At 73.2% G+C, this 16,761-nt stretch carries 15 protein-coding genes and 1 riboswitch; of the genes, 3 read left to right on the top strand and 12 right to left on the bottom strand.

Annotated elements, in window-relative coordinates:
- Positions 1 to 9: 9 nt before the first annotated feature.
- A complete protein-coding gene (locus tag ACIQLL_RS04200) occupies positions 10 to 1,563 on the bottom strand; it encodes an L-lactate permease (RefSeq protein WP_402463666.1) in 1,554 nt (517 codons plus the stop codon).
- Positions 1,564 to 1,648: 85 nt separating this feature from the next.
- Complete coding sequence (locus tag ACIQLL_RS04205) at positions 1,649 to 1,951, bottom strand: DUF5808 domain-containing protein (protein ID WP_402463668.1); 303 nt, start codon at positions 1,949 to 1,951, stop codon at positions 1,649 to 1,651.
- A 180-nt stretch (positions 1,952 to 2,131) separates the two neighbouring features.
- On the opposite strand from ACIQLL_RS04205, the gene ACIQLL_RS04210 reads away from it, so the two are divergent.
- A complete protein-coding gene (locus tag ACIQLL_RS04210) occupies positions 2,132 to 3,292 on the top strand; it encodes a ThuA domain-containing protein (RefSeq protein ID WP_402463670.1) in 1,161 nt (386 codons plus the stop codon).
- A 144-nt stretch (positions 3,293 to 3,436) separates the two neighbouring features.
- Positions 3,437 to 4,003 (top strand): type 1 glutamine amidotransferase domain-containing protein, encoded by a 567-nt coding sequence (locus ACIQLL_RS04215; RefSeq protein WP_402463672.1) that lies wholly within the window; start codon positions 3,437 to 3,439, stop codon positions 4,001 to 4,003.
- A 53-nt stretch (positions 4,004 to 4,056) separates the two neighbouring features.
- On the opposite strand, the gene ACIQLL_RS04220 is transcribed toward ACIQLL_RS04215, so the two are convergent.
- The 5 genes from ACIQLL_RS04220 to ACIQLL_RS04240 form a co-directional block, all read right to left on the bottom strand.
- A complete protein-coding gene (locus tag ACIQLL_RS04220) occupies positions 4,057 to 4,539 on the bottom strand; it encodes a nitroreductase family deazaflavin-dependent oxidoreductase (protein WP_402463674.1) in 483 nt (160 codons plus the stop codon).
- A 75-nt stretch (positions 4,540 to 4,614) separates the two neighbouring features.
- Positions 4,615 to 5,094, bottom strand: a complete 480-nt coding sequence (locus ACIQLL_RS04225; RefSeq protein WP_402463676.1) for a nitroreductase family deazaflavin-dependent oxidoreductase — start codon at positions 5,092 to 5,094, stop codon at positions 4,615 to 4,617.
- Positions 5,095 to 5,147: 53 nt separating this feature from the next.
- Entirely contained in the window at positions 5,148 to 5,843 is a 696-nt protein-coding gene (locus ACIQLL_RS04230; RefSeq protein WP_402463678.1) for a phosphatase PAP2 family protein, read from the bottom strand.
- Entirely contained in the window at positions 5,840 to 6,520 is a 681-nt protein-coding gene (locus tag ACIQLL_RS04235) for a phosphatase PAP2 family protein (protein WP_402463680.1), read from the bottom strand. Before ACIQLL_RS04235 ends, ACIQLL_RS04230 begins: the two co-directional genes overlap by 4 nt.
- 79 nt (positions 6,521 to 6,599) lie before the next feature.
- Positions 6,600 to 8,495, bottom strand: coding sequence for a heavy metal translocating P-type ATPase (locus ACIQLL_RS04240; RefSeq protein WP_402463682.1), 1,896 nt, complete (start codon positions 8,493 to 8,495; stop codon positions 6,600 to 6,602).
- A 208-nt stretch (positions 8,496 to 8,703) separates the two neighbouring features.
- Positions 8,704 to 8,808: riboswitch (cyclic di-AMP (ydaO/yuaA leader) on the top strand.
- A 277-nt stretch (positions 8,809 to 9,085) separates the two neighbouring features.
- Here ACIQLL_RS04240 and ACIQLL_RS04245 point away from each other — a divergent pair.
- Positions 9,086 to 9,820, top strand: coding sequence for a M15 family metallopeptidase (locus ACIQLL_RS04245; RefSeq protein WP_402463684.1), 735 nt, complete (start codon positions 9,086 to 9,088; stop codon positions 9,818 to 9,820).
- A 97-nt stretch (positions 9,821 to 9,917) separates the two neighbouring features.
- Here the strand turns inward: ACIQLL_RS04245 and ACIQLL_RS04250 are convergent, their stop codons facing one another.
- The 5 genes from ACIQLL_RS04250 to ACIQLL_RS04270 form a co-directional block, all read right to left on the bottom strand.
- Positions 9,918 to 12,302, bottom strand: coding sequence for an Ig-like domain-containing protein (locus tag ACIQLL_RS04250; RefSeq protein WP_402463686.1), 2,385 nt, complete (start codon positions 12,300 to 12,302; stop codon positions 9,918 to 9,920).
- A 391-nt stretch (positions 12,303 to 12,693) separates the two neighbouring features.
- Positions 12,694 to 14,349 carry an MFS transporter gene (locus ACIQLL_RS04255; protein WP_402463688.1) on the bottom strand — a complete coding sequence of 552 codons (1,656 nt, stop codon included), beginning with the start codon at positions 14,347 to 14,349 and terminating at the stop codon, positions 12,694 to 12,696.
- Positions 14,346 to 15,374, bottom strand: coding sequence for a glutaminase A (gene glsA / locus ACIQLL_RS04260; protein WP_402464622.1), 1,029 nt, complete (start codon positions 15,372 to 15,374; stop codon positions 14,346 to 14,348). The genes ACIQLL_RS04255 and glsA overlap by 4 nt, the downstream gene beginning before the upstream one ends.
- Positions 15,375 to 15,525: 151 nt before the next feature.
- Positions 15,526 to 15,696 carry a hypothetical protein gene (locus ACIQLL_RS04265; protein ID WP_402463690.1) on the bottom strand — a complete coding sequence of 57 codons (171 nt, stop codon included), beginning with the start codon at positions 15,694 to 15,696 and terminating at the stop codon, positions 15,526 to 15,528.
- A 245-nt stretch (positions 15,697 to 15,941) separates the two neighbouring features.
- The gene (locus ACIQLL_RS04270) at positions 15,942 to 16,709 is read right to left on the bottom strand and encodes a class I SAM-dependent methyltransferase (RefSeq protein WP_402463692.1); all 768 of its coding nucleotides are present in this window, start codon (positions 16,707 to 16,709) and stop codon (positions 15,942 to 15,944) included.
- Between the last annotated feature and the right edge of the window lie 52 nt (positions 16,710 to 16,761).

The raw sequence follows: 16,761 nt of genomic DNA on the forward strand, positions 1-16,761 counted from the left end.
TGCCGATCCTCACACCCCGACGAGCACCCAGGCCATCGCACCGATCAGCACCAGGCACACCGCCGCCACCGGGAGCGCCTGACGCAGCACCTGCCCCTCACGTCCGCCTAGACCCACCGTCGCGGCGGCCGCGACGACGTTGTGCGGGCAGATGATGTTGCCGATCGCGGCCCCGGCACCCTGGGCGCCCAGGAGCGGCACCGGGTCGAGGTCGGCGGCCAGGGCGGTCTGATCCTGGAACTCGGTGAACAGGATGTTCGACGCCGTGGCCGATCCGGTCATGAACGTGCCGAGCGCCCCGACGAACGGTGACAGCACGGGCCAGAGCACTCCCGCGCCGGCGGCCGCGACCGCGAGCTGCGTCGTCATCCCCGACTCCGACATCGTGAACGCGACCGTCACCATCGCCACCAGGGCGACGAACACCGGCACGACCTGCAGGGTCGCCCGGCGGAACGCGGCCCCCATGTCCGCGAGCGCCGCACGCTGCCAGACCGCGCCCGCGAGGAACGCGAGCGCCAGCAGCAGCCCGGGGTGGTACAACGGCTCGATGCTCTCGGAGAAGTGGCCGAACAGCTCCCACTGCCACACGACCGACCGCGCGGCGTCCCGGACCGGCACGATCAGCCGGGTGACGAGCACGAGCACGACGAGCACCAGGTAGGGCGCGGTCGCCGCGAGGAAGCTCATCCGCGGCGGGTGCTCGGCCACCGCGGCGTCGGTGACGGCGTCCTCGGCCGCCACCTCCGCCGGGGGCGGCGGGGGCCGCCGTCGCACGGCCCACCGGACGGCGAGCACGAAGACGACGGCGCCCCCGATCGCACCGACGAGCGAGGGCAGCTCCGGGCCCACGAACCGCGCGACGAGCAGGTTGGGCACGAAGAACGCCAGGTAGGCGACCGCCATCCAGCGCCACGGCGGCCCGGCCGTCGGCAGCAGCGTGCCCACCAGCCGCGCGACGACGAACGCCAGCACCAGGCCGGTCAGCGCCATGTACGGGGCCACGGCCCAGGACAGCTCGCGGGGCGCGTCGTCCACGATGGCGAGCTGGGCGAGGGTGGGCGTGCCGACCGCGGCGAACGGCACGGCCGAGGCGTGGCCGACCATGGCGGCGACGACGGCGGTGACGGGTCGGAAACCGGCCGCCACCAGGAACGGAGCGGCGAGCGCCACGGGGGTGCCGAACCCGGCGGCGCCCTCGATGAGCAGGCAGAAGAACCAGACGATGAGCAGCGCGGCGACGCGTGGGTCGGGGGTGATCCGCGCCAGGCCGGCCTCGAGGGCCTTCGTGGCTCCGGTGCGCTGCTGGAGGTGGTGGATGCCGAGCGCCGGGCCGATGATCAGCATCACGGTCAGGGCGACCCAGGCCGCGCGCGCCAGCACGCCGACCACGCCCTGGACGGGACCGAACGGGAAGTCCGGGCCGCCGAACCCGAAGGCGGTCAGCGCCAGCGCCATCGCTCCGACGGCGGCGGTGCCGCCCGCTGCGGCGGCAGACCACCTGACCGCGACCATCAGGACGAGGATCGCGGCGATCGGCAGCACCGCCAGCAGGGTCAGCACGCCGGGGCCGGACGGATGATCGGGGTGGACTCCCAGGTCATGGCGTCCAGCGTGTCACGGGAACCCGCCCACGGCGCGGCGACGATCAGTCGGAGAAGCGCTCCTTGGCGAGCGCCACGACGCGTCCGACGTTGACCGTCCAGCCGACGCCGAAGACGTGCGGGCTCAGGAGGTGCTCGCCCTCGGGGTCCCACACCCGCTCCTTGAAGCGGCTGATGGTGGGGATCCGGAACTCGTAGGGCACGAACCCGGCGACGGTGCCGTGCCACTCCCGGTCCTCGGGGTCCTTCTGCAGCTCCTTGGTGACGGCGGCCACGACCAGGGCGAACATGATCGCCTGGAACAGCTTCGGGGGGCCGGGCTTCTTCCGGGACTTCTGGGTGCTCATCTCGTCCTCCTCGTGGGATCACGACCATCCTGCCGCGCACCGGCGCCGCGGTCCACACCGGTGGACGAGCGGCGACTTCTGTCGGCGCCTTGCTGGCTTCTGTCGGCGGAGGGATGACTTCTGCTGGGATCCGGGTTAAGTTGAACGGGTCAACGAATGCACCATGCGCAAGGGAGCGTCATGAGCACCAGACCCACCACAGCCCGCCGCCTGGTCGCGGCCACCGCGACCACCGCCGTCACCCTCGCCCTGGCGGCCACCGCCGGCCCCGCCGTCGCCGGCGGTCACGACGACGGCGACGACTACGAGATCCTCGTGGTCGGCAAGACCCTCGGGTTCCGCCACTCCCACATCGACGACACGACCCACGCCCTCATCGACCTCGGCGCCGAGCACGGGTTCACCGTGGACGTCTGGGACCCGCCCAACGACTCGGGCGGCTGGTGGGGCCCCGGCTCGCCGGGCCAGCCGGACCTGACGATGGACTCCACGCCCTTCACCACCGCCGAGGATCTGGCGCAGTACGACTCGATCGTGTTCGTCTCCCCCGTCGACAACACCAACAACCTCGACCCGGCCCAGCCGCGGCTGCTCGACGACGCCGAGCTCGCCGCGCTGCAGGGCTACGTGCACGACGGCGGTGGCGTCGTCGGGATCCACGCGGCCACCGACACGATGCACACCTCGAGCTGGTTCACCCGGCTCATCGGCGGCGGCGCCCGGTTCGCGGGGCACCCGCAGCAGCAGACCGCCACCATGCGGGTCGAGAGCCCCGCCCACCCGTCGATGCGGGGCGTCCCGCTGGAGTGGGAACGGTGGGACGAGTGGTACAACTACACCCTCAACCCCCGCAGCGACGTGCACGTGCTCATGACGCTGGACGAGTCCACGTACTCCGGCGGCACCATGGGTGAGGACCACCCGATCGCCTGGTGCCAGAACTTCGAGGGCGGTCGCTCCTGGCACCAGGGTGCCGGGCACGTCGACGAGGCCTGGACCGACCCGACGTTCCTCACCTCCGTGCTCCGCGGCGTCCAGTGGACCGCGGGCAAGGTCTCCGGCGGCGGGAACTGCGTCACCTGGTCGGAGGTGGACGGACTGGTCGACGACCTGCCCTCCGACTCCGCCCGGGACCGCGCCGCCGTGCGCATCCTCGAGCGTCGCCTCGACCGCGCCCAGGTCGCGGCCGACGACGGCAGGCCCGTCAAGGCCGTGCTGAACCTGCGCGCGACCGCGGTCCTCGCCGACGTGCTCGTCCGCGGTGACGCCGGGGACGTGCTGCGGGACAAGGTCGACGACCTCGCCGACTGGCAGCGCGGGCTGGCCCGCGCCGGCCTCTGACAGCTGGTCGACCTCGCGGGTCCCGGGGCGTCGGGCCGTTCCGCCCGTCGCCCCGGGGCCCGCGACCTGCGTCGACGCGGCCCGTCGCGCGAACGCCCGCCGTCGTGCCTAGCGTGGGACGCCCGTGACGAGAGGAGCGCACCCATGCCTGACACGGACCTGACCGGACGGACCGTCCTGGCGATCGTGACCAGCTACGGCGTCGAGCAGGACGAGCTCGTCGTGCCCGCCGAGCACCTGCGCGAGCGCGGCGCGGTGGTGACCGTCGCCTCCCCGGGAGCCGAGGAGGTCACGACGCTCGTCGGCGACAAGGACCCGGGACGCACCGTGCCCGCGGACGTGGACCTCGCGGACGTCGACCCCGCCGACTTCGACCTGCTGCTGGTCCCCGGCGGCACCCTCAACGCCGACTCGCTGCGGCTGGAGGAGGCGACCGGCCGGATCGTACGGTCGTTCACCGGGTCGGGACGCCCCGTGGCGGCCATCTGCCACGGACCGTGGGCGCTCGTCGAGGCGGGCGTCGTCGCCGGCAAGACCCTCACCACGTACCCGTCCCTGCGGACCGACGTGCGCAACGCCGGCGCCGCCCACTGGCGCGACGAGCCCGTCGTCGTGGACGACGCCGAGGGCTGGACGCTGATCACCTCGCGCACCCCGGACGACCTCGAGGACTTCCTCGGCGCGATCGACACGGCGCTCGGCGCCGGCTGACCGGGGCGCGGACCGCTCACAGCGTGCCGGTCGGGTGGGGCCGGGGCGTCCGGTCAGGCCGGTGCCTCCGGGCGCAGGCGCAAGATCTCGGTCACCCCGAAGACCCGGGCGACCCGACGCTCCCCCGCGGAGAGCGCGGAGCCGGCACGTGCGACGTCGAGCACCTCCGGGGAGCCGACGCGGTGGGTCACCCCCGCGACGGTGACCTCGGCACGACCGGCGGCGAGCACGTTGCGGACCCAGTCGGCCCCGGAGCCGTACGGCAGGAGCGTGAGGAAGCCGTCCTTCGTGACCTCCACCCCGATCGGGGTGACGTACTCGCGGCCGGAGGTGCGGCCCACGTGGCGGATCGCCGCGGCGGAGGCCCCGGGCCGGCCGGCGGTGCGCAGGGCCCGGGGGTTGGTGAACCGTCGGTTCACCCGCCGCACGAACCGCAGGCCCGGCTCCCACCGGGTCCGCATCGTCACGACGAGCCCGGCGAGAAGCGCCGCCCCGACGGCCACGACGGCGCCCACGACGCCCAGCAGCTGTCTCATGACGCCCCTCCTTCGCACGACGGCCCGTTCCTTACAACGTAAGGTACCGCCGCCGCGCCGCCGCGGCAAGGGTCGTCAGGACTGCAGCCGGAGCTCGACGACGGGCACCACGCGCCGCCAGTCCTCCTCGCCCTGCTCGGCCGCGAGGGGTTCCGCCCACTCCGTGACGACCGGCTCCAGCGCCGACCACGGCGCCGGGTTGTCCTTCGCGTACCGGCGGAGCATCTCCGCGCCCTGGTCCGGCGGCAGCGGGTGCGCCGTCGCGCGCACGTCCCGCCGTCGTCCGGTCGAGACCAGGACGCGCGGCTCGGCCAGCACGTTGCGGTACCACTGCGAGCGCGGCCCCAGGCCCGCCACCACCCGGATCGTGCCCGGCGTCGGGCGCTCGCTCACCTCCAGGACGACGAACCGCGGCTCGCCGCTGCTGCGCCCCCGGTGCTGCAGCAGCAGCATGCGCGACCCGAGGAGGAACCCCAGGCCCGCGCGGTACAGCCGGATCGGTGCGCGGACGGCCCACCGGGTGTGCAGGATCCGCGAGAAGACGGTGCGCGCCATGGGCCGAGCGTAGCGACCGTCGCGGAGCGCGGCTCGGCCGCGACCTGGAGGCGCTAGCGACGCTCCGGCGTCGAACGCCGCAGGTACCCCCACGCGAGCACCACGCACACCGCGCCGTTGACCAGGCCGAACGTCACGTCCGCCGGCCCGTGCATCCCCCGGTACAGGCGGGACACGGCGACGGCGAAGGGGATCAGCACGCACACGACGGTGACGACGGCGCGCAGCACCGGGTGCGTGATGCGCTGGGCCAGCAGGGCGAGGGTGAACCACAGCGCGGTCGAGGCGCCGGTGTGCCCGCTGGGGAAGCTCGACGTCGGCGGCGCCTCGTCGAGGTGCTTCACGTCCGGGCGCTCCCGCGTGACCAGCGCCGACGCCGTGATGAACACCAGCGACTGGACGGAGACCGCCAGCGCCGGCACCGCGGCGAACCACCACTGGCGGGTGCGCCACCACACCAGCGCGACGGTCAGGACCGTCACGCCGATGACGACCTCGGTCATGCCGAGCCTGCCCACCCACTCGCTGACGGTGTTCATCGTGGGGGTCCGATGGTCCGCGAACCACTGCTCGACCGGGTTCCCGGCCGGCAGGTCGTTCAACGGCCCGACGATGAGGAACCCCACCCCGACCAGGGCGGCCCAGAGCGCGACGGCGGGCAGCAGCACCCGCATCGCGGCGTCCCGGGCGGCCTGCTTGACGGTGGGACGGGACGTGTCGAGCTCGTAGCGGTGCACGAACGTGCTCATCGGACCTCCTGGTCGTCGATGGTGGTGGTGGCGTTCCACCCGGAGTAGCCCAGGTAGGAGGCGCCGGCGACGGTCGCGCCGAGCAGCATGCCGGCGACGATGTCGGACGGGTAGTGGACGCCGAGGAAGACGCGGTGCGCCGCGGTGACCACGGCGAATACCCCGGCAGCCGCCGGGACGACGACGCGGCCCCGGCGGCCCAGGAGCGGCCAGACCAGCAGGGTCAGCGTCACCGCGGCGTTGGTCGAGGCCATGGCGTGCCCCGAGGGGAAGCTGTAGCCGGGCGCGGTGGTGATGGCGGCGTCGACGACGGGGCGGACGCGCCCCACGACCTCCTTGGTGAGCGTGGCCAGGCCCCACGAGGCGAGCATCGTGCCGAAGGCCCACAGGGAACGGGTCGCGAGACCGTGCCGCCGCCACGTCCACAGGCACACGGCACCACCGGCGAGGATCACCCAGCGAGGCTGCGTCAGCTCCTGCCACACCAGGAGGGCGCTCTGGAACCCGGGGTGCTCGCGCGTGAACGTGGTGGCCGCGGCGACGGCGGCCTGGTCGGCGTCCTGGAGGTCGCCGTTCGTGCGCACCAGCCAGGCCAGCACGAGCACCGGCACGAAGCCGGCCAGGCCGAAGGCTCCGGCGCGCATCAGGGCGCGGGTGCGGGTCGAGGTTCTGGGCATCAGCGGACACTAGCCCGGTGTCCGGCTGATCGCAGCCGGACGGATGCCGAGGTGTCCCGGACGAGACGGTTCGGCGGCCTCAGGATCCCCGGCGCGGTCCGGGGCGCCCGGGTCGCACGGCGCGGAGCGAGTTGAGGATCGCCAGCAGGTCGACCCCCTCCTGGCTCAGTGCTCCCAGCACCGCGGGGACGGCACCGGTCGCCGCCACGAGCATCAGCACCACCGACAGCCCGATGCCGAGCCAGATGCTCTGGAGCGCCACGGTCATCGTGCGCCGACCGACCTGGACGGCGGTGGCGACCTTGGTGAGGTCCTCGGTGAGCACGACGACGTCGGCGGACTCGCTCGCCGCCGTCGAGCCCCGCGCACCCATCGCCACCCCGACGTCCGCGGCCGCGAGGAACGGGGCGTCGTTCACCCCGTCCCCGACGGCGAGCACGGGCCGCACCGGGAGCGTGCGCACGATCCGGACCTTGTCCTCGGGAAGGCACTCCGCGTGCACCTGGGTGAGCCCCACGGACCGGGCGACGTGCTCCGCCGTCGAGCGGGCGTCACCCGTGACCATGAGCCGCTCGGAGACTCCCAGCCAGGCCAGCTCGGTCATCGTGGTCGGGGCGTCCGGCCGGGGCAGGTCGCTCATCACCAGCGCCCCCGCGAAGCCGCCGTCGATCCCCACGTACACGGCCAGCTCCCCCGGTCCCAACGCTTGCTCCTCGACGTCGCCGACGGCCCGGGCCACGCGGGCGCGCTTGCCGACGACGACGTCGTGGCCCCCGACCTTGGCCACCACACCGTGGGTCGCCTCCTCCTCGGCCTCCGAGGCGGTACCGAGGCGCAGCCCCCGGTCCTCGGCGGCCGCACGGACCGACGTCGCCAGCACGTGCGACGAGTACTGCTCGGCCGAGGCCGCGAGCCGCAGCACGTCGTCCGCGTCCCACGGCGCCCGGGGGTGCACGGCGCGAAGCTCGGGGCGTCCGGTGGTGATCGTCCCGGTCTTGTCGAAGGCGGCGGCGCGGACCGCGGACAGCCGCTCGAGGGTTCCGGCGTCCTTGACGATGACGCCGGCGTGGGCCGCCCTGCTCATCCCCCCGAGGAACGCCACGGGCGCCGCGATGAGCAGCGGACACGGGGTGGCGACCACCAGCACCTCCGCGACCACCGTGGCGTCGCCGTGGTACCACCAGGCCAGACCCGCCACCAGGAAGGCGAACGCGGTGAACGGCACCGCGTAGCGGTCGGCCAACCGCACCACGGGCGCCCGGGACTCGGCCGCCTCGGTGACCATGGCGACGATGCGGGTGTACTGGCTGTCCGCGGCGGCCGCGGCCGCCCGGACCACGACGGCGTGCTCGGTGTTCAGCGTCCCGGACAGCACCGGGTCGCCCGCGTAGCGCGTGACGGGGAGGCTCTCGCCGGTCAACGACGACTCGTCGAGGTCGACCTCGGCGCTCAGGAGCTCGCCGTCCACCGGGACGACCTCCGCCGGGCGGACCAGCAGACGGTCCCCGGGCAGCACCTCCTCCACCGGGACGTCGGTCACGAGGTCGTCGCGGTCGAGACGGTGCGCGCGGTTCGGGGCGCGCTCCAGCAGGGCGCGCAGCTCGTGCCGCGCACGGCGGGCGGCGTAGTCCTCGAGCGCCTGCCCACCCGTGAGCATGAGGACGACGACGAGCGCCGCGACGTACTCACCGACCACGACCGTGGCGACGATCGCCGTGACGGCGAGCAGGTCGACCCCCCACCGACCCGCCAGGAGGTCGCGGGCCATGCGAGTGGCGACCCGTGCTGCCACGAGGAGCGCCCAGCCGGATCCGAGCCACTGCATCGCCTCCTGCTGACCCGCGGCGAACAGCACGAGGACGACGGCGCCGACCGCGAGGGTCGCGAAGACCAGCGGGTAGCGGCGCAGCAGACGGCGGCCGCGCCGCGCGGAACCGGTCGCGACGAGCGTCTGCGACGGCGGCGGGTAAACCATGCTCCATCCTCGCGCCCTCCGCACCGACTGGCTCCCGGGACACCCTCTGCGACGGTCGGCGGGCACGTCGCGCCGGGCGACCGTGACCGAATCGTGACAACTCGAGGTCGCGGGGATAGGGTCCAGACATCTCACGTGCCGTGAGCCGTCCGGGCGGGCGCCGAGCCCTGTCACCGCCCCGGACCTCCGACGACATCGACGACAGGGACGGGGGACCCACTTCCGGGCACCAGAGGTGCCCTCGGGGTGAAGCCGTGCAGGCACCGCCTGCCGGCCGGGTCAGTCTCCGACCCGAACCCGACAGCTAACCCCGCAGGCGCCAGGAGATCCGACATGCCCACGCGAACGTACCGGCGCGGTACCGCGCACACCGGGCCCGAGGCCGCACCGCACGCCCTGCCCCGGGGACGTCGATGAGGCACGCGCGCGAGGCGAGCGACCCTCGCCCGCCGGCCCTGCCCGCCACGAGGTCCGCACGTCACGGCCGCGGCAGGCACGTCGCCGGCCCAGCCCGACGCCGCGGGCCGACCTGGTCCTCCCTCGCCCCCACGAGCTGGCCGCTGAGCCTCGGCATCGGGCTCGTGGTCACCATGGCCACCACCACGGGCCTCGCCGCGACCCCCGGTGCCACCGGCGCCGTCCCGGAGGCGCAGCGCGCGGACCCCGACCCGGCGGTGTCCGGCGTCCGCGCGCCCCACGACGTCGCGGCCGACGACGGCGTCGTCCAGCGCGCCGCCCTGATGGCCGATCGCGGTCAGGCCGCCTCGCGCAGCGGAGCCCGGACCGCACCCCGGTCGTCCGCCGTCGTCGTGCCGAAGGACGCCACCCTGCCGGCGGAGCAGCTCACGATCGACGTCGACGCCGCTCCCGAGCCGCCGGTGCTGCCCGGTTGCGACGGCCAGGCCACCGGCGCGGGCAGCAACGGGTACATCTCCTCGAGCGAGATGTGCTCCCTGTGGGACGGCGGACCGTCGGTCCGCGCGGACGCCGCGGTCGCCCTCGCCCGGCTCAACCAGGTCTTCCGCGCCACGTTCGGCGAGAACATGTGCGTCACCGACGGCTACCGCAGCTACAGCCAGCAGGTGGCGACCCGGGCGGCCAAGGGCAGCCTGGCGGCCCCTCCCGGCACGTCGAACCACGGCTGGGGCCTGGCCGTGGACCTGTGCCCGGAGACCTACTCCGGGAGCCGCTACGACTGGCTCCGCGCCAACGCCCCGGCCTTCGGCTGGGACAACCCGGCCTGGGCCCGCACCGGCGGGTCCAAGTACGAACCCTGGCACTGGGAGTTCACCGCCGCCGTCACGGCGATGGGCGGGGTGTCCTGACCGGAGGCCCTCGCCTCGACGCACGAGCGCCCGGACCCTCCGACGAGGGTCCGGGCGCTCGTGGCGCGGGGGCCGGATCAGCTCCGGCCGGCGTCGATCAGGCGCGGACGCGACGGCGCAGGAACAGGAAGCTCCCGCCGGCGGCGATCAGCAGCACGGCACCGAGGGCCAGCCAGGCCGTCGGGGCACCCGTCGTCGCCAGCTCCGACCCGGTGGCGGAGGCGTCCGCGGTGTCCGCGACCGGCTCGGCCGAGGTGTCGGTGTCGACGGCGACCGCCTGCTCGGCCACGGCGTCGTCCTCGGTCTCGACCGGCTCCAGCTCCTCGACGCCGTCGGTGACCTGGGGCCCGGCGTCGGTCGGGTAGGCGATCTCGACCTGCAGCTCCGGGTTGACCCGCAGGGTCGCGGAGACGTCGCCGAGCGTCCAGGCGTACTCGCCCTCGCTCCGCGTCCAGGTCCCGTCCACCAGGGCCCAGTCCGGGAAGGCCGACGGCGTGCCGTCCTCCTCCAGCTCGGCACCGGGCCACAGGACGCTGCCGGTGAGACGGCCGTCGACGAGCTCACCCAGCTCGATCTCCGTCGTGTTCGTGCCGTCGGTCAGCTCGAGGTAGGCCGTGTTGCCGGTGGACTCGTTCTGCGGGTCGGACAGGTAGACGTCGAAGAGGATCCACGGGACGCCGTCGACGCTCGTGGACGAGACGGTCGACCCCTCCAGCGAGAGCCCGTCACCGGTGTCCGTGCCGTCGGCGTCCTCACCCTCGGTGCCCTCGGACTCCTCGATCACGATGTCGACGTTCGCACCGCCCCAGTTGCCGGCGAGGTCGAACGCACCGACCCGGACGGTGTAGCTGCCGGCGGGCAGGTCGGTCGGGAGCGCCCAGCTGCCCGTCCACGACGCCTCGCCGATCGCGGTGGCGGCCGACGTCGACCCGATCGGCCCGTAGAACGTGCCGTCCTTGTAGAGGTTGGCGCCGATGCGGCGCAGCAGCGTGTTGTCGGTCGCGGTGAGGACGACGTCGCCCGCCTCGTCGGCCGACGTCGACGCCCCGGCGGTCGGCGCGGTGATCTCCACGACCGGGCGCTCGTTGTCGAGGACGAACTCGACGGTCGTCGTGTTCCCGAGGGCGTCGCTCACGACCAGCGTGTTCGTGCCCTCGACGGCGCCGAAAACGCCGGGCTTGACGAAGTTCAGGTCGGACCAGACGTCGTCCGTCAGGTCCTTCTCCACGCCGTTGAGCGTCAGGCCGGCGACCTTCGAGGCGTCGTGCAGCTTGAAGCTCACGGAGCGGTAGTGGCCGTCACCGCCGATGGTGTCGTCCTTGGTGGTGACCGTGGGACCGGTCGTGTCGAGCACGAACTCCATCGCGGTCGTGTTGCCGAGCACGTCGAAGGCGACGATCGTGTTGTCGCCCTCGACGCCGCCGAACGTGCCGGGCTTGACGCCGTTGACGTCCGACCAGACGTTGTCCGTGAGGTCCTTGACCACACCGTTGAGCTCGACCTTGTCGACCTTCGAGCCGTCGTGCAGCTTGAAGCTCACCTCGCGGAAGCGGCCGTCCGCACCCTGCGAGCCCGGCTTCACGGTGATCTCCGGGCCGGTCGTGTCGAGCACGAACTCCAGCGTGGTCTCGTTGCCGAGGGCGTCGCTCACGACCAGCGTGTTCGTGCCCTCGACGGCGCCGAAAGCCCCGGGCTTGACGAAGTTCAGGTCGGACCAGACGTTGTCCGTGAGGTCCTTGACCACACCGTTGAGCTCGACCTTGTCGACCTTCGAGCCGTCGTGCAGCTTGAAGCTCACCTCGCGGAAGCGGCCGTCCGCACCCTGCGAGCCCGGCTTCACGGTGATCTCCGGGCCGGTCGTGTCGAGCACGAACTCCAGCGTGGTCTCGTTGCCGAGGGCGTCGCTCACGACCAGCGTGTTCGTGCCCTCGACGGCGCCGAAAGCCCCGGGCTTGACGAAGTTCAGGTCGGACCAGACGTTGTCCGTCAGGTCCTTCTCCACGCCGTTGAGCGTCAGGCCGGCGACCTTCGAGGCGTCGTGCAGCTTGAAGCTCACCTCGCGGAAGCGGCCGTCCGCCCCGTCCGAGGAGTCCTTCACCGTGACCTGGGGCCCGGTGGTGTCGAGCACGAACTCCAGCGTCGTGGTGTTGCCGAGGGCGTCGTAGGCGACGAGCGTGTTCGCGCCCTCGACGCCGCCGAACCTGCCGGGCTTGACGCCGTTGACGTCCGACCAGGTGCTGTCCGTGAGGTCCTTGACCACACCGTTGAGCTCGACCTTGTCGACCTTGGAGGCGTCGTGCAGCTTGAAGCCGGCCGTGCGGTAGCGGCCGTCGGCGCCGACCGACGAGTCCTTGACGGTGATCTCCGGTCCGCTGGTGTCGACCGTGTCGGCGGACGCGGGGACCGCGACGGCCATGCCGAGCGCGACGAGGGACGTGGACAGCAGGGCGGCGAGCGGGGCGCGGCCTGATCTGGGTGTCATACGGGGCGTGTTCTCCGAGACGTGGCGGGTGCGCCCCTCGCGGTGCAGGAACGCTCTGTGTGCGGTGCAGCGGCCCGGCGGAGGATGGCGACGGCGCACGGCAGAGCCCGTGAAGAAGCAGCCCCCGACATGACGGATATAACCGATCATCCACCGCAGAACGCTACGGCGAGACGAGGCTATCCGGACGGCATTGTCCGCTCAAGGGTCGGTCAAGACCTTCACCCGCCCCGGGCAACCCGCCGCGCCTCGGCGGCAGCCGGGCATGCCTCAGGATCCGCGTGATTCCGCGGCAGAGGAAGCGTTATCCCACCGTGATGCAGCGGCAGATTTCACCCGGTCGAGCGGGCGGTGACCGGGGTCGACGGCGCGGTGGACCCCGGCAGGCGGCCTACCGGGCGTCGGGGTCGGGGCCGCCGGACGTCTCCGGGTCGGGGATCTCGTCGGGGGTGTAGCCGGGCAGCCGGCTCGCGGGCAGGATGGCCGTCGCGCTCACCCCGGCCAGGATCAGCAGCCCGAGCCGGAGCGTGTCGAGCCGCGTCTCCTCGTTGACCTGGACGGCCGCCTCGACCTGCTCGGGCGTGGCGTCGGTGCCCTCCAGGACCCCGCGCAGCTCGTCGTTGCTGACGAAGTTCACGGCGTCCAGGTCCACCTGCGCCACGAGCGACGGCGGGATCTCGACGTGCTCGACGACGGCGCGGCCCACGTTGAACGACAGCAGCGTCACCAGCAGGGCCCCGGCGATCGCCGTGCCGACCGCCGAGGCGAGGTTCTGCGTCGTGCCCCGGATCGAGCCGACGTCGCCGGCGCGCGACGTCGGTGCGGAGGTCACCAGCACGTTGAACACCAGGGTGACCAGCGCGCCCTGGCCGACGCCGAAGACGAACAGCCCCAGGATCGTCGGCAGCGTCTCCCAGTTGTTCGTCACGACGAACGAGAGCCAGAGCAGCGCGGCGGTGGTCAGCACGAAGCCGAACACCCCGATGGTCCGCGGCGGGTAGCGGCGGTAGAAGCGCACCACGAGCGTCGCGGTGACGAACACCGTGAGGTTGAACGGCATCATCGCGAGCGCCGTGTCGAACGGGGTGCGGCCCTGAACGATCTGGACGTACAGGGGCACCGTGAAGTTCAGGGCGCCCTCCAGGGCGACGATGATGAACATCGCGTACACCGCCGCCCGCTCCCGCGGCGATGCCAGCACGCTCAGGTCGACCAGCGGCACCCTGCCGGCCGCCATCCGCCGCCGGGTCCACCAGAAGAACGTCTGGCCGAGGACGACGCCGCACAGCACGAGCACCGGCGCCGGCGAGACGCCGCCGACGTCGAACGGTGCATCCGGCGTGGCGTAGAACAGGCCCCAGGTGTTGAGGTTGTTGAACCCGAGCGTGAGCAGCATGACCGCCACGCCGATGAGGACGGCGGCGACGACGTCGATGTGCACGTCCGCGTTGCCGCCGTCGGACCGCAGGGTGAAGCTGAACGCCAGCACCGCCACCGCCAGCAGCAGCACGATGCCGAACACGGGCCGCCACCCGACCAGCGTGCCGAGGGCGCCGCCGAGGAAGAACGCGGACACCCCGGAGATGGCGCGCGCCGACCCGAGCGCACCGATCGCCGTCGCCTGCTGCGCCCCGCGGTAGTTCTCCGCGATGAGCGCGACGAGCGCCGGCACGATGATCGCCGCCGAGGCCCCGGCGAGCGACTGCCCCGCGATCGCCCACCCGACCGTCGGGGAGAAGATCATCAGCAGCGCGGAGACGCCGAACGTGACCACCACGACGCGGAAGACGAGCACCCACCCGACCCGCTGGCCGATCTTGGCGCCGGTCATGACCAGCGCCGCCACGACCAGGCCGTAGACGACGATCGTGGAGCTCACGACGGTCGGCGGGACGCCGAAGTCCTCGACCATGCCGCCCAGCGAGACGGGCAGCGCCGCGACGTTGAAGGACATCAGGACCTGGGCCAGGAACAGCGACACCATGGGCAGCCAGGAGCGTCGCTCCACGGTGGCGGGCGTCGTCGCGACGGGATCCGGTGCGGTCATCGGTCGTCCTTCGTCAGCTCGGCGGGAGGGACGTCGCGCTCCGGCACCCGTGCGGCGGAGGCGAAGACGTTGAGACCCAGGGCGCGGGACAGGTAGCCGGTGGCCTGCTGGCCCCGGACGCTGTTGCCCGCCGGGTCGAGACGCGGGGAGAACGTGCCGATGGCGCCCTTGCCGGGGGCGACGGCGACGATGCCGCCCGACACCCCGGACTTGGCGGGCAGCCCGATCTCGAAGAGCCACTCCCCCGACCGCTCGTACATCCCCGTCGAGGCCAGGACCGCGAGGGTGTCCCGGCAGACCTGGCCCGAGACCACCCGCTCGCCGGTGAGCGGGTTGACCCCGCCGTCGGCGAGCGTGGCACCCATGACCGCGAGGTCGCGTGCCGTGACGAGGAGCGAGCACTGGCGGGTGTAGACGTCGACGACACCCAGCGGGTCGAGGTCGATGCGACCGTAGCTCTGCAGCAGCCGCGCGATCGCCTTGTTGCGCATGTTGGTCGCGGACTCCGAGCGGTACACCTCGCCGTCGAGCGTGAGCTGGCGCCCCGCGAACCGGGACAGCCCGGTGCGGACGTTCTCCCACTGCTCGGCGAACGAGCTGCCCGGCATCATCGCGGTGGTGGCGAGCGCCCCGGCGTTGACCATGGGGTTCATCGGGTGGCCCTCGTTCAGCTCGAGGGCCATCACCGAGCTGAATCCCAGCCCCGTGTTGTTCACCCCCACGCGCTCCCGCACGGCCTCGTGCCCCAGCGCCTCGCACACGAGAGCGTAGACGAACGCCTTCGAGATGGACTGCACGGAGAGCTCGACGGCGGTGTCCCCCGCCTCGTGGATGCCCCCGGAGGTCTCCGCGACGCACACCCCGAACGCGCCCGGGTCGGCGTCGGCCAGCGCGGGGATGTAGCTGGCGACGACGCCCTCGTCGAGCGACCGGTACCGGTCGTGGACGACGTGGACCAGCTCGTCCACCAGGTCCCAGCCCGGCAACGAACCGGTGGAGACCGCCTGCTCGACCTCGCCGATCACCGTCTTCACGTCGACCCCCACGCGCTCTGCACCCCGGCCAGTCGCGATGCTTCCACGCCTCGGCCCGGACCGCAGGCCGAACGTGCAGGCCAGAGCCCCGACGGCCCGGCCACGGCTGAGGCCCCCGCCGTCAGGGTGAACGGACGCAGGGTCAGAACAGGTCGCGCAGGTCGAACCCGTCCGCCAGGTCGGTCAGCGACTCCCCGGCGCCCGAGACCTGGTCGCCCAGTCCGGACACCTGGTCGCCGACGCCCTCGAGCCCGCCCAGGTCGACGCGCGAGGCGAGCTCGTCGAAGCTGACGCCGAGGCCGGCGGGCGCCACCCGACGACCGCGGCCACGATCGCCAGGCACAGCCAGGCGAGCCCCGCGACGAGCGCGTCGTGGGCGCCCACGAGCCGCTCGACCGCGAGCAGGTCGCCGCTCTCCGCGCCGCCGAACATCGTCGAGACGTACCAGCGGTTGCCCCACCGGAAGCCGTCGGCGATCGCCAGCCCGGCCGCCACGACGGCGGCGATCCGGGCGGTCCGCTGCAGGAGACCGAGACGCATCCCCGGACGATAGCGGCGTCACGGCCGAGTCGGGTCGCGGCGCGCCTCGATCAGGTGCCGCGTCGAGTGCGCGACGAACGGCCCCCCGGCCGCGATCAGGTCGTGCAGGTCCCGCAACCGGTCGCGGTAGGCCTCCACGGTGAAGCCCGGCACCCACCAGATCACCTTGCGCAACAGGTACACCACGGCGGCCACGTCGTCGATCTCGATACGCAGCCGCGCCGTGCGCAGATCCACCACCTCCAGACCGGCGGCCTCGGCCGCAGCCACCTCGTCGTCGGGGTGGCGCCCGCGCCGCGCCCCCGGCTGCGGACCCAGGAAGAACTCGACGAGCTCGAAGGCGCTGGCGGGCCCGACGTGCTGGGCGAGGTAGGTGCCGCCGGGTCGCAGGACCCTGGCGATCTCGTCCCACCAGATCGTCGCCGGGTGCCGGCTCGTGACCAGGTCGAACGCCGCGTCACCGAACGGCAGGGGCGGCTCGTCCGGGTCGGCGACCACCACCACACCGCGGGGGTGGAGCAGCCGGGTCGCGTGCGCCACGTTCGGCGGCCACGACTCGGTGGCCACCGCCGTCGGCGGGAAGACCGGTGCCTCGGCGAGCACCTCGCCCCCGCCGGTCTGGACGTCCAACGAGGCCGTCGCCGTGCCCAGTCGGTCGGCCAGCAGCCGGGCGTAGCCCCACGGCGGGCGCTCCTCGGTCGCGCGACCCTCCAGCCAGGCGAAGTCCCACCCGGACACGTCGGCGCGCGACCCGGCGTCGAGCAGGTCGTCGAATGTCTCGTTCACGTGACGACCCTGACAGACCGTCGGGTACCGGACCAGCACGATGCCGTCCGCA

It is taken from the genome of Isoptericola aurantiacus (assembly GCF_044769875.1).
Taxonomy (GTDB): domain Bacteria; phylum Actinomycetota; class Actinomycetes; order Actinomycetales; family Cellulomonadaceae; genus Isoptericola; species Isoptericola aurantiacus.